At 59.6% G+C, this 13,273-nt stretch carries 13 protein-coding genes; 10 read left to right on the top strand and 3 right to left on the bottom strand.

The genetic code is table 11. The annotated features are described in order from the left end of the window. The first annotated feature begins 25 nt into the window (after positions 1–25). Together map and NW835_RS01455 are read left to right on the top strand one after the other, a co-directional pair. Complete coding sequence (map, locus tag NW835_RS01460; protein ID WP_414414341.1) at positions 26–784, top strand: type I methionyl aminopeptidase; 759 nt, start codon at positions 26–28, stop codon at positions 782–784. Between the two features lie 7 nt (positions 785–791). Beyond that, positions 792–2,636, top strand: a complete 1,845-nt coding sequence (locus NW835_RS01455) for a chloride channel protein (RefSeq protein WP_414414329.1) — start codon at positions 792–794, stop codon at positions 2,634–2,636. 326 nt (positions 2,637–2,962) lie between these two features. On the opposite strand, the gene murG is transcribed toward NW835_RS01455, so the two are convergent. From murG to NW835_RS01440, 3 genes are read right to left on the bottom strand one after another with little or no spacing between them, the layout of a single operon-like run. Continuing rightward, entirely contained in the window at positions 2,963–4,051 is a 1,089-nt protein-coding gene (gene murG, locus NW835_RS01450) for an undecaprenyldiphospho-muramoylpentapeptide beta-N-acetylglucosaminyltransferase (protein ID WP_414414328.1), read from the bottom strand. 5 nt (positions 4,052–4,056) lie between these two features. Next, a complete protein-coding gene (locus NW835_RS01445; protein WP_414364301.1) occupies positions 4,057–5,046 on the bottom strand; it encodes a photosynthesis system II assembly factor Ycf48 in 990 nt (329 codons plus the stop codon). Between the two features lie 8 nt (positions 5,047–5,054). After that, entirely contained in the window at positions 5,055–5,366 is a 312-nt protein-coding gene (locus NW835_RS01440; RefSeq protein WP_414377731.1) for a rubredoxin, read from the bottom strand. Positions 5,367–5,816: 450 nt separating this feature from the next. Here NW835_RS01440 and NW835_RS01435 point away from each other — a divergent pair, with 450 nt between their 5' ends. The 8 genes from NW835_RS01435 (at position 5,817) to NW835_RS01400 (ending at position 13,169) form a co-directional block, all read left to right on the top strand. Continuing rightward, complete coding sequence (locus NW835_RS01435) at positions 5,817–6,227, top strand: FHA domain-containing protein (protein WP_414364298.1); 411 nt, start codon at positions 5,817–5,819, stop codon at positions 6,225–6,227. Positions 6,228–7,031: 804 nt separating this feature from the next. Then, positions 7,032–7,574 (top strand): FHA domain-containing protein, encoded by a 543-nt coding sequence (locus tag NW835_RS01430; protein ID WP_414414327.1) that lies wholly within the window; start codon positions 7,032–7,034, stop codon positions 7,572–7,574. Positions 7,575–7,719: 145 nt separating this feature from the next. Next, entirely contained in the window at positions 7,720–9,735 is a 2,016-nt protein-coding gene (locus NW835_RS01425; RefSeq protein WP_414414326.1) for an FHA domain-containing protein, read from the top strand. Between the two features lie 57 nt (positions 9,736–9,792). Next, entirely contained in the window at positions 9,793–10,245 is a 453-nt protein-coding gene (locus NW835_RS01420) for a hypothetical protein (RefSeq protein WP_414414325.1), read from the top strand. A 290-nt stretch (positions 10,246–10,535) separates the two neighbouring features. After that, positions 10,536–11,891: an acetyl-CoA carboxylase biotin carboxylase subunit gene (gene accC / locus NW835_RS01415; RefSeq protein WP_414414324.1), complete on the top strand. Its 1,356-nt coding sequence runs from the start codon at positions 10,536–10,538 to the stop codon at positions 11,889–11,891. Between the two features lie 93 nt (positions 11,892–11,984). Continuing rightward, positions 11,985–12,140 carry a hypothetical protein gene (locus NW835_RS01410; protein WP_414366868.1) on the top strand — a complete coding sequence of 52 codons (156 nt, stop codon included), beginning with the start codon at positions 11,985–11,987 and terminating at the stop codon, positions 12,138–12,140. Positions 12,141–12,224: 84 nt separating this feature from the next. Next, positions 12,225–12,971, top strand: a complete 747-nt coding sequence (locus NW835_RS01405; protein WP_414414323.1) for a tyrosine-type recombinase/integrase — start codon at positions 12,225–12,227, stop codon at positions 12,969–12,971. Between the two features lie 63 nt (positions 12,972–13,034). After that, entirely contained in the window at positions 13,035–13,169 is a 135-nt protein-coding gene (locus tag NW835_RS01400; RefSeq protein WP_414414322.1) for a Uma2 family endonuclease, read from the top strand. The last annotated feature ends 104 nt before the right edge of the window (positions 13,170–13,273 follow it).

Genomic DNA, 13,273 nt, shown 5'->3' with positions numbered 1-13,273 from the left:
CCAGCTTACCCAAGCTCCTCAGCCGATTGTGTTGCTCTCGTCGCGGGAGCTGGAGAAGATGCGACGGGCCTGCCGCCTGGCCGCGGATCTGCTCAAGCACCTGGAGCCGATGGTGCAGCCGGGGGTCACCACCCAAGAGCTTAACGACGAAGCGGAGCGCTGGACGCGGGCCCACGGGGCCAGGAGTGCCCCTCTGGGCTACCACGGCTTTCCCAAGTCCATCTGCACCAGCGTCAACCACGTCGTCTGCCACGGCATTCCCAGCCCCAAACAGATCCTGCGGGAGGGGGACATTATCAATATTGATGTCACCCCAGTTTTGGATGGCTACTACGGCGACACTTCCAAAACGTTCTTTGTCGGGCAGCCTTCCGAGCGGGCGCGGCGTCTGGTGGAGGTGGCGGAAGAATGTCTGCGGCGAGGCATTGCCGCCGTGAGGCCAGGCGGCAGAGTTGGGGATATCGGGGCTGCCATCCAGGAGTACGCCGAGTCGCAGGGCTACAGTGTGGTGCGGGACTTTGTCGGCCACGGGGTGGGACGGCAATTCCACACGGCACCCCAGATCCCCCACTACGGCGAACGGGGGAAGGGGGAAAAGCTCCGCCCCGGCATGGTGTTCACCATCGAGCCGATGATCAACGAGGGTACCTGGGAAGTGAGGGTGCTGCCCGACAAGTGGACGGCTGTTACGGCAGATGGCAAGCTCTCCGCTCAGTTTGAACATACGGTTGCCGTTACCGAAACCGGCGTGGAGATCCTGACTCTGCCTTCTTCAAGCTCCTAAGCCCTTTATGGACAGTGTGAGCGTTGCCGATCCCCGCCTGCGTCTCTCCTCTGAGAATCTACTGCTGCTGCTGGCGGCAGCAGCGGGGTTGGGCACAGGGCTTTTGGTGGTGGGGTTTCGCTATCTCATCGGCTGGTGCCGCTATCTTTTGCAGGATACTCTCGTCGATAGCATTGTCAGGGCTGCGCAACAACACGGCCTGTTGCTGCTGGGATCCTGGGCAACCATTTTGGCGCCACTGCTGGGGGGTCTGTTGATCGGCACTCTGGGGGTGGTTCTGCCTTTCCCCAACCTCAGCCTCTCCAGTTTGGTGAGTTCCAACCGACCTCTCGCCCCTCGCCCAGAGTGGATCCCCCTTAAGCTGGTGGCTGCTGCCATCTCGTTGGGGGCGGGAGCCTCGCTTGGGCCAGAGGCCCCCAGCGTGGAAAGCGGGGCCCTGCTGGGATGTCTGCTCGGGCAAAACCTGCGCCTCTCGCGGGAGCGAGTGCAACTGTTAATGGCTGCAGGGGCAGCGGCGGGGCTGGCGGCGGGGTTTAACGCGCCGATTGCTGGGGTGTTTTTGGCGCTGGAGCTGGCCTTAGCTCGCTCCTTTACCACGTCGGCCGTCAGCGTCGTGGTGTTGGCAGCGGTGGTGTCGGCCCTGATCGCCCAGGTAGGGCTGGGGGCGCAGCCGGCCTTTCTGCTGCCGACCATTACCCAGCCGGCTTTTGTCTTACCTGCCTACGAGCTCCACAGCCTCCTGGAGGTGCCCCTCTATTTGGGTTTGGGCCTTTTGGCCAGCTTGGTCTCCATCGCCTTCGGCTACGCGCTGGAATGGGGCAAGCACCTGTTCGGTAGTGGCCTCCTGGCGGCCTGGCCGGCCTGGAGAAAGCCGATTCTGGGCGGTGGGATCCTGGGCTGTGTCGGCCTGGGGATCCCGTTGGCCCTGGGGGTGGGCTACGAGACGATTGAGTTGATTCTGCAGGCGGTGCCCTTTTCCCTCGGCCAGCTTGGCCTGCTGTTGCTAGGCAAGTTATTCCTTAGCGCAGTGAGCTTGGGCAGCGGCTTTGTCGGGGGAACCTTTGCCCCGGCTTTGTTCTTGGGGGCGGTGTTGGGGGCAGGCTACGGCCAGGTGTTGGGAAAGGCTTTGCCTGCTATTGCCCTCTCTCCCCCTGCCGCCTACGCCATGGTGGGCATGGGGGCGGTGTTGGCGGCCAGCGTGCGGGCTCCCCTAACGGCGATTTTGCTGCTGTTTGAGATGACGCGGGACTACCACATCGCCTTGCCAGTGATGGCAGCGGTGGGCTTGAGCATTTGGCTAACGGAGCAGTTGCACCCGCCGGCCATTTACCCTTCCGCCCGTCGCAGGCAGGAGCCGAAGGGCCTGACGGTTCAAGAGGTGATGGTGCCCCCTTCTCTGCTGCTGCAACAGGATACGCCCCTGCGGGAGGCCCTGGAGCGTTTGCTGCAACAAAAGTGTCACAGCGCTTTGGTGGTGGACGGGCAAGAGCGGCTGCGGGGCATTCTCACTCTGGAAGACCTCGAGCGGGCCCTGGCCCACAGGGAAGCCGGGGAATTGGCCGAACTGACGGTAGAGCAGGTCAGCCAGGCTCCTGTGCTCACTACCTTCCCCGACGAGGCCGTGGCGGTGGCCGCCGAGCCGATGTACGAATACGATTTGCGCCAGTTGCCAGTGGTCTCGCGGGAGGATCCGGAGCATGTGGTTGGCCTCCTGGATCGGGAGCGGGTGTTGCTCTCCCAAGAGATCGAATCTATGCGGCAAGTCCTTGAGCCGGAAGTTCTTGCTCCAGATGGGGGCAAAAATGGGATCCCTGCCCAGCCCACCCCCTCCTCCCCTACGCCGGCAGACTAGGGAGCAGCGCTGCCGCAGCGGGGCGGAGGGACATTCTTGACACTCCTCCACTAAAGTCGGGGGATTCTTACGCAGTCCATAAACGAACTCACAAAGGCACTGTCAAGACGCCTCTACACAGTTCCTTGCAGCAGAGCCCCAAGGTTCTGCTTACTTTGCAGCCTGGCCAAGAGATTGGCGTCTTCCGGATGCTTGCCACCGGAAGGACGTTGAGGCTCGCCTCAGCAGGACGAGGTTCCCACCAGGCTGAGGTCTCCAGCGCGGGGGTAGGCTTAGGTAGGCGGTGGGCAAATATCTAGTGTACCACAGCTGGCCCTTTGGGGGAGTTAACGGGCAGAATCTCGGCAGATCTCCTGGAGCAGGTGGGCAACTGCCTTGCTGGCAGCGGGAAGAGCTGTCGCCTTCAAGTTGGCGGCCATTTGGGCAACCACCTGGGGCTGAGCCAGCCAGGCCAGCGCCGTCTGCCGCAGCAAGGCTAGATTCTCCTCAGATTCTCGCATGACCACTCCCCCACCCCGTTCCACAAAGGCCAGGGCGTTGTGATACTGATGGTCTTCGGCGGCAAAAGGATAGGGGATCAAAATGGCGGGGGTGGCGGTGGCCCACAACTCTGCCAAGCTGAGGGCGCCAGCTCGGCTGATGGCAAAAGTTGCCCGCTGCAGCAGGGCCGCCACATCGGTGCGGAAAGGAAAAGCGCGGTAGCGGGGATGGGAAGGGATCCCAACCTCACTGCCGCCGGTCAAATGCACAATCCAGGCCCCTGCCTCCAACCAGGCCGGGGCACAGGCGGCCACCATGCGGTTCAGGCCCCGTGCCCCCTGGCTTCCCCCCATCACCACAATCAAAGGATCCCCCTCCGGAATTGGCAGATCCGCGGGCAAGGGCTGGGGCTGATAGAACTCCGATCGCACCGGCGTGCCCACCACGCAGGTGATCGCCCCTGGCAAATGCTCTGCCGTTTCCGCCATGCCCAGGGCCACCAGCCGACAAAATCTCCCCAGCCAGCGGGTCACCTTGCCCGGAAGGCAGTTGGACTCATGTAGCAACACCGGCACCCCCAGCGAGCGAGCCGCCAAGATGGTCGGGGCGGCGATGTAGCCGCCGGTGGTCAGTACAGCGTCAAACCGTCCTTTCCTAAGGATCCGCTGCACCTGCAGCGTTGCCCATGCCAACTGACCCAGGGATCCCAGCTTCTGCCAGGGGGATCCCTGCCAGCCGGACATGGCCACTCGGTGCAGCGGGTAGCGATCCGGCACCAGCTTCGCCTCCAGCCGCTGCGGCACCCCCAGCCACTCAATCTGCCAGGTTGGCAACTGCTCGACAACGGCCAGCGCCGGAAAGATGTGTCCTCCCGTTCCGCTGGCCGCAACCAACAGCCGCAGAGGTGAAGCTGTGTCCCTGGCGCGTGTGCTCACCCGTGTTAGGAGCCGTTGAGATCAACGTAGCGCAGGAGAGTACCCCGCTGCCCGAGGATAAACCCTTGCTCCGGGCCGAAAAACTCAATGCTGTAGAAATTGGCGGGAATGTTGCTCAATTGCTTGGCCTGCTCCCAGGTTTTGCCGCCGTCGGGGCTATGGATGAGGGTAGCGCCGCCGCCTACCACCCATAAGTCGTGGTCGTTCTGGTAGGCCGCATTCAGATAGCCAAAGCTGAGGGCTCGCCCAGGGCGCAACGGCTTGGACCACTCGCCGGAGGTGAAGTCGTCCGTGAAAGCAATCTCCGCCCCTTGGTTCAATTTCCAGGCGCTGCCGTTGGGGCCAAAGCCCATGTTCTGAATGCGGCGAGAGCTTTCCCGTGGATACGGCTTCCAGGACCGACTTTCGGGGGTGTAGAGAAAGTAGAAGCTGCCCCGCGATGACACGGCCAGATACTCTCCTCCTGGGCCGCGGGCAATGTTTTTAATTGCCCCAATCGGTTCTTCTACCTGGGCATGCCAGGTCTGTCCCCCATCTTCTGTGCGGTAGATGGCCCCCACATTGGTTACCATCTCAGCAGCCCCAGGCCCCAGGGCTTGGATCAGGAGCGGCTCCCCCGGCAGTTGGTTGCTGAGGCGGATGGAAGTCCAGTCGGATCCCTCGTTGAGCGTGTGGAGGAGGATCTTCGGCTGCCCCACCACCCAGCCTTCTGCTCCAGCAAAGCTAATCGAGCTCAGGTAGGCTTCCGGCTCCAGTGCCGTCAGCTTGCGCACCTGCCAGTGGAGGCCACCATCCTGAGACTCCAACAGCGTCGCTTTATCGCCCACCAGCCAGCCATGAGAAGGGTTGGTGCCGGTGAAAGCAATGTCCAGCAGGATGTTCTGGGTGGGCACCTCGACTTGTTGCCAGGGCACCACCTTCATGTCTGGCATCCGCGCCGCCATCAGCAAGAGAGAGAAGGCAGCCAGCAGCACCAGTCTCCAGAGCTTAAGCATCTTGGCCATCACTCGACGAAGTAGAAACTCATCAAAAACAAAAATCCCAGCGCCAATCCCAAGAAGATGAGTAGGTTCTTTTGGGCAGGGGTCATTACATTGACCCCCAGGCCGTAGCGCAAGTTCTCTTGAAAACCGGAAGGCTTGCCCTTGGCGCCCACCGCTTGAAACAGGCGCTTGCCGGCGCGGCACACCGGACATCTCCAGTCGGCAGGCAGCTCCTCAAAGGGCACACCTGCCGGGATCCGATTGAGCTGATCCCCCTTGGCCGGCTCGTAAACATAGCCACAAGAGCGACATTCATAGCGCTGCATGCGCATGGGATCGCCAACCTGCGCATCGGCTTCATCTTCCGGCAACTCGATTAGCTTCGGTATCCTGGAGGGCTTGGGCGGGTTGACGGGATCCGGTTGCGAGCCATTCATGGTCTGGGAGGCATTTGCATCACCAGATCTTATTATGAGAGGAATTGTTACAAAAATCTACTCGGCCTTCTGATCCTTTCCTCAAAGCACCGATTGCCAACTCGGGGGGCGGGGAGATTTTGCAGAGTTAAAAACAGCCACGAGATGGGATCCCCTGGGACTCCGTCTTGAACAGGGGCATACCTGGCCTATCTCTTGACACCTCTCCGGCAGCGTCAAGGAACGTCGTCTCACTCGCCAGCGGGGCGAAGGGGTCTGCCAGACAAACCGGCCAGGGTTCACGCCTTGGATCCCATGCTATGTTTTGACTATCCTATTCCCATGTTGTGCCAGTGGGTGTCCGCCATGACCACGCCCCCTCGCCGACCTACCCTCAACCACGTGTTGATCGTCAAGGATCGCCACGGGCCAAAGGCTTACTGGCTGACAGCCGAGCTCTATTCCCTGGGGCGGGATCCGAGCAACAGCATCCGCATCGACTCCCAATACGTCTCCCGCCACCACGCCATTTTGGTGAAGACTGAATCTCCCTCCTCTCCCGATGGGTTTACCTACCAAATCATCGATGGAGACATCCATGGCACGCCCAGCACCAACGGCCTCTACATCCGGGGGGAGCGGGTGGAGTTTCGCGATCTCGAGGACGGAGACGAGATCCAGTTTGGCAACGACGCTACTGCCACCTACTCCCTGCAAGCTCAGGATTTGGACAGGATTCTCTCCACCTTTGAAAATACCCAGATCGTTGGCCTGTGAGAGCCGATTCATCAGTTGGGGGGGAAGGCGGTGGCGGGGTCATTGACTCCTTGCAACGCAGCAGCTCTTGGATGAAAAGGCTGTTGGCCTGCTGGCGCGAACGGTGAGGGGGGCGCTGCCTGCCAACGTGGAATAGAGAGGCTGTTACTGGCTAGCAGGCGCTACCCAGGTCTGCAAGCTGGCTTCAACTCCAGAGCAGGCGACCAAGAGGGGCCTACGGCTTGCTGCGCGAAAGAGGCCACCCTGCAAGCCCCCGCTGCTACTGGCACCCACACCAACCCATAGGCCAAGCGGGAAAGCGTCAGCCCTGTCTGTATCCAAAACCAGGTGTCAATCCGGCTTGTGAGTGGGAGGGGATGTGGACTCCGACGCAGCCAAGGGGATTTCCCTAGCTAGGGCTGCTACAGGCCAGACTAGAAGTTCGTGGCTAGGTTGCCAAAAGCCCTCCGTTTTAGCTGTGGGCTAGTTTACGTTTGGTGGAGTGCTTTGAAAACTGTTTGGCCAGAGGTGTGAAGAACACAAAACATGTATCCTCCGGGGATCGCTGGAAATTTACAGCTCTAGGCTCCATGGCGGGGAGCGCTTGGGTAGTGTTTCAAGCGGAAAGGCGAAGAGATGTGATTCGGAAAACCTAACTCAGGTGATCTCAATCAGCACGAGCCTCTGTTCAAGAAGATAGGTTACAGTTAACCAAAGGGATAAAAATTTTGACGAAAAAGACATCTTTTCCTTTCTAAGCTGACTTTTTGATAGGCTGAGGTCGATCACAGGGAACGGAGGCGTTGAACCGTGGAGTATGAAATCGTGTATCAACTAACCCTGGAATGGGTCGAGACCGACCGGCGCCGATCTCAAACGGTGTCGCCCGTCCTCGGCAAGCTGGTTACCATCGGGCGGGATCCCGGCTGCGATGTGGTGCTCAACGACCCAACTCGCTCGGTCTCAGGAATCCATGCCGGGCTTTATCTCGATCCCAAAACTCTCAAGTTTTACATTCGCAACTTGACCCGGGATCGTTTGCCGCCTAAGCAACCCAACCCCATTTGGGTGAATGGCCGAAAAATCATTCAGGAAGAGCCTGCGCTCGAGGCCAATAGCCAAATTCAATTGGGGCGTATTGTGCTGAGCATAAAATCCATAGAGGTTGCCGGAAAAGATCAAGGGGTTTCTCTGAACCGCGGGACTTTGGGCACCCTCAAGGTTAAGTGCAGCCGCCTGGAAAACCCTCACTATCTGCCGCCAGAATATCAAGGCCAGAACTGCCCCTACTGCGGACATTTGGTCTTAAGTGCTTCGCTGGTGATCCCTCCTCCAGAGGCTGACAGAGCCCCGCGATCTCCTGCCTAGAGAACTAAACCGTTCCATTTTTCTCTTGGAGCCCGGCAGTCGAAAAAGGGATCCCAAGCCAAGTCCAAGGTGACTCATGAGATTACATTGTTCTGTGTTGTTCTCGATTGAGTTATTTTTACCTTTACAGAGGTGAACAAAAGCCATGCAAATTCAACTAAGCTGGGAAGATCCCATTACCGAAGAACAGCAAGAGCTGATTTTTCCATTGCCTCTTGCCCTGGGCAGAGAGCTGGCCCAACTGCCGCAGGAATGGCAGGGGCAAGAAGTGGCCCGGGCGGTGTTTGCTAGCCGGGAGATCTCCCGTTACCACGCCCTTATCTATCTCGGTGAGGATGGTCAGGTCATCTACGAGGATCGCAGTGCCAACGGCAGCCGCATCAATGGGGAAAAAATCCGACAAGCACGCCGGGTGCTGCAGGGCGGGGAAGTGGTGGAGCTTGGCCCCTACAGCATTACCGTCAGTTTGCTAAGGGATCCCAACGCCACCCTATTGCTCGGCACCCCCACCCTTTTGCTGGAGCCCCGCACCGACCTCATTCGCCCGGCCACCCAACCCGACACCGCACTTGAGGTTCCCCCGGCTTCCACAGTGGTTTTCGCCCCGGAGGAACTTCCCGAGGTGCGGGCCAGCTCCGACTTCCCCCCACCGGACTTGTTCCGAGCTAAGCAAATTGCCCTGAGTGCCCTCAAAGCCACTAGCCTACCTGTGGAGGAGACCCTCTATTTGGCTTTGGGCGGTGGTATTGGCAGCTTTGCTTGGGTGGATACCCTGCGCATCTATGGAGTCAGATCCGAACATATCCGCGTCATCAGCATTGCCCGTAAACCCTACGAACGCTATGAACGGCTGTTGACCAACTGCCAGATCCCCCGCTGGAAGCGAATTCGCTCTGGCTCCGATTCTTGTCCAGACAACATTTGGGGCTGGCCTGGCTATGCCTTACGAGAGGCCTGGCGCTCTTTTTTCTCTGGCCGATTGTTGGAAGCACTCGGCTTTTTGTGGCAGGTCTTTAGTGAGCCTTTGTTGGCAGATACTTACACACCGCTGGCAGGGAATGTATTTGCCTCGATGGATCGGGAAGCAGCTCGCATTGGCTGGGATCAAATGCTTTGCTACGGCCATATTCGCGCCGTTCGCAAAACGGAGGATGGGCGATATGTGGTGGCCTATTCGGCAACGCGCCTCGGCCATACAGATCACCGCTTTATGGTGGCCAAGTACGTGCATTTGGCAACTGGGTACCCGGCCATCAGACTGCTCAACGATCTGCAAGAGTTTCGGGAAAAAACTGGCGATCTAAAGTCGGTGGTACACGGCTACGAGCCCCATGATCACGTTTATGAGCAATTGGAAAAACAGGGCGGCACGGTCTTGATCCGCGGATTTGGGATCGTCGCTTCCCAGGTGATGGAGCGCCTCTACCAAGCCCGCAAAGTCAACCCCCGCATCTCGGTGGTGCATCTGAGCCGTGCGCCCAAAGGCGGCAATCGCTTCGGACGGGCCAAACGGGCGGTGGAAAACCATTGGGAGTTTCAGCCCTTCAACTGGCCCAAGGGCACTTGGGGTGGGGTTCTGCGCGCCAAATTGGAAGCAGCAACCCCCCTGGAACGGCGCGAACTACTGGAAGCCTGGGGCGGCACCACAACGGCAAGTCGGCGCAGGTGGCGGCGGATTGTGCGGCAAGGGCTGCAGGAGGGCTGGTACTCGATTGTCTTTGGCAAGGTGGAATCGGTGGTTCTCGGCGACAAAGGCAAGCCGGTAACCTACATTCGAGGTACCCACAACAACACCCAATTGAAGGTGGAAGCCGATTTCGTTATCGACTGCACGGGCTTGGTTTCGGATCCCATGACCAATCCCCTCCTCAATGATCTGATTACCCACTACAATCTGCCCCTCAATCCCCATGGACGCCTACATGTTTCCAACGATTTTGAGCTGGTGGAGATGCGCAACGGGGATGGACGGATGTACGCTGCCGGGATCATCACCTTAGGTGGACCCTATGCGCCGGTGGATACGTTTTTGGGCCTGCAGTACTGTGCCCATCGATCGGTGGAGCACTTGGCTCGGCTGGGGGCACCAGGGGTTAAAGGTCTAGAAGGGATCCGATCCCTGTGGCAGTGGTGCAAGTGGGCCTTGAACCTCAGCCCTTAGCCTTTGAACTGAAGCCAAACAAACTAACGATTTGGGCCAACGAAACTGGAGGAAACCATGACACCCACTCTCATTGGCCGTTGGCAAACCCGCATTTTTTTACTGGCTACTGTAGGTGTTTTAGCGACTTTGCCTTTTTACTTTGGACTGACTGGACATAGAGGCAGCCTTACCTATTTTTGGGTGCTCTTCTACGTAGGTTTGTTTGGCTGTGTTTGGGATGTTGTCTATAACTACCTGACGGGGTGGAGGTGGGATCACGATTGGCCTGGGATCCTGCAGCTTTTGGCCGGCATTTGGGAAGGGCTTTTCTTGGGCACAGTCCTGAGTCTGGTGGGCCTTCCCCATATCCCAAGCCAACGGTTTGACCTGGGCGACTTTATTCTCCACTACAGCGTGGTCTGGGTTTGCCTTTACCTCAGCGCTTGGGTGGTGATGCGGATTTTGTTTCCCCGCTGGCGCTTTCGCGGCGGAGAGTGGCTGGGGCCATGGCCTCGCTCCGACAACTAGAGAAACCAGAGTTTCGCCCCACGCAAGCCTGTACTCTGATGGCTCGCACCCAGATCAACCTCTACCTGGAGATCCTCGGAGAGGTGCAGTTTGCGCCCCTGGGATCCTGCTGGAGCCGGATCCCTGCCGCCTCAGCTCCAGCTAGGGTGTCGGCTGGATTGACCAGATGTGGGATCCCCATCTGGATCCTTCCGTCTGCTTGCCATAGTAGGATCAGCACCTGCGTACCCTACCTTGCACGGACCGCTGGTCTTTAGCGGCCGAGATTTTTCTAACCTCAAACGCCCCTCATGCCGCCCATCACCAAGATCCTGATCGCCAACCGAGGCGAGATTGCCCTGCGCATCATCCGCACCTGTCAGGAAATGGGGATCCGCACCGTGGCCGTCTACTCCACTGCGGATCAGAACTCGCTCCATGTCCAACTGGCGGACGAGGCCGTCTGTGTAGGGGATGCCCCGGTGGCCAAAAGCTACCTCAACGTTCCCAACATCATCTCGGCAGCCCTTACCCGCGGCGCCAATGCTATTCATCCGGGCTACGGGTTCTTGGCGGAGAATGCCAAGTTTGCCGAGATGTGTGCCGACCACAACTTGATCTTCATCGGCCCCTCGCCAGAGGCGATGCGCAAAATGGCCGACAAAGCCACGGCCCGCGAGACTATGCAAACGGTGGGCGTGCCGACCGTGCCCGGCAGCCGCGGCTTGATCACCTCTGATGAAGAAGCAGTGAAGCTGGCGGAGAAAATCGGTTACCCCGTGATCATCAAAGCCACTGCCGGCGGCGGGGGGCGGGGCATGCGGGTGGCCAGAGATGCCCAAGAATTGCTGAAGATGATGCGCACTGCCCAGGGGGAAGCCCAGGCGGCCTTTGGCAATGGCGGGATCTACCTGGAGAAGTTTATCGAGCGCCCCCGCCATGTGGAGTTTCAGATCTTGGCCGACAGCCACGGCAATGTGGTGCACCTGTACGAGCGGGATTGCTCAATTCAGCGGCGGCACCAAAAGCTGCTGGAAGAGGCCCCCAGCCCGGCTTTGACCACGAGCTTGCGCGCCCGCATGGGAGCAGCAGCGGTGAAGGCAGCCAAGGCGGTGAACTACGTGGGGGCGGGCACGGTGGAGTTTTTGCTGGATAAAAACGGCCAGTTCTACTTTATCGAGATGAACACCCGCATCCAGGTGGAGCATCCGGTTACCGAGATGGTGACGGGGCTGGATTTGATTGCCGAGCAAATTCGCATCGCCCAAGGTCAACCTCTGACCTTTCGCCAGAAGGATGTGGAACTGCGGGGCCATGCCATCGAGTGCCGCATCAACGCCGAGGATCCCAAGCAGCAGTTTCGCCCTTGCGCGGGCACCATCAGCGCCTATTTGCCCCCTGGGGGGCCGGGGGTGCGCATGGACTCCCACATTTACACCGACTACACCATTCCCCCCTACTACGATTCGCTGCTGGGCAAGCTGATCGTCTGGGGGCCCAACCGGGCGGCAGCTATCCGCCGCATGCAGCGGGCACTGGGGGAATGCGCCATCACCGGCGTGCCCACCACGATCCCTTTCCACCAGCAGATCCTGCGCCACGAGGCTTTTTTACGGGGCGAAGTGTACACGGATTTCATCACCCAACACCTGCTGCCCAGCCAGTAGCAATCCAATCAGAAGTCGTTTGGGATCCCGCTTTGAACTGCGGCTTGCCGGAAGTTAGAGTTAAGGGTGAGTTGAGGGTTGCTGGTCTTGCAGATGAGGGATCCCTGGCCCGACTCGGTTCAACAGGCCCATCTCCAGCGTCAGTCGAGCTGCCCTGTGCCCAGCCTCAGCCAGTTGGTGCTGCAATTTTTGCAGGAGCGGGATCTGGCCCCAACCAGCCGCCGCACCTACCGCATTGCTCTGGAGTAGTTTGCCAAAACTTGCCCGGTGCCGCTGGGACAGGTGCAGCCGTCCCACGTTCAGTCTTTTTTAAACAGCTTGAGGGGGCGTCCGTTGCGCAACCGTTCGGGCCAGTGGATCCATCCGCCTGCCTCTCCCGCTACCTACAACCTGAAGCGGCTGGCGCTGCAACAATTTTTTGAATGGGCCAGCCAGCGAGGCTACTTTCCGGATCCCTTGCCCACCCAGGCCATTCGACCTGCCTGCCTGCCCGCTCGTCTGCCTCGCGACCTGGATCGGCTGTTGTTGCAGCGGGTTCTGCAACGGGCCCAGAGCCATTCTCTGCGCTACGCAGCCTTGATCCCCCTGCTGCTGGAGTGCGGCCTACGGGCGCGGGAGCTGTTGGACTTGACGGTGCAGGATTTTCGGATCAGCCCTGAGGGATCCCTGTTGGAGGTGCGCTGTGGCAAGAGAAGTAAACCCCGCGCTGTGGCGGTCGGGGATCCCCTCTCCGAGCTGCTGCAACAATATCTAAGCCAAGAACGGGGCCCGTGCGCGCCGACGGATCCCTTGTTTGTCTCCCAATCCCGCTGCCCGGCCTACCGGGGTCGTCCCCTCACCTACGATGGCCTACGTCATATTGTGCTTAAGCTCACCGAGCCTGACCCGGGCCACCAAACCCCCCACCAGTTTCGCCACAGCTTTGCCACTCTGCTGCTGGATCGCGGCGTTGCCCCTGAGCCTATCCAGCACTTGCTGGGCCATACGACTGCTGCCATGACGATGCGCTACACCCAGCGGGCCAACTTGAGAGCAGCTATTGCCCGTTCCCGCGCGATCTTGGATCAGGGCTTGATCTAGGGATCCCTTGTTGTGCCCTGGCCCCTATTTTGTTTGTAGTAGGGAAGGGAATGCTTGCAAGGGGTGACCGAGCTGCCCACCGGCTTTTTGGAGGGTGCTCCGGAGCTGGCAGTTGAAGTACTATCTGCCAGCAACACCGTAGAAGAAATCGGGGGGAAGATTGCCGAGTACTTCGAGAACGGTGCCCCCCTGGTCTGAGCCGTTAGCCCAACTCAGCGCTGTTTGACGCCCCCACCGTCTACAGGCGGGGGATTCTTAACGTAAGGTGCGGAATTCCCCACCGTATAGACGGTGGGGATGGA

The sequence above is a fragment of the Synechococcus sp. OH2 genome (assembly GCF_047462155.1).
In the GTDB taxonomy this organism is placed as follows: Bacteria; Cyanobacteriota; Cyanobacteriia; order Thermostichales; family Thermostichaceae; genus Thermostichus.
This window is presented reverse-complemented; position numbering and strand designations above follow the sequence as displayed.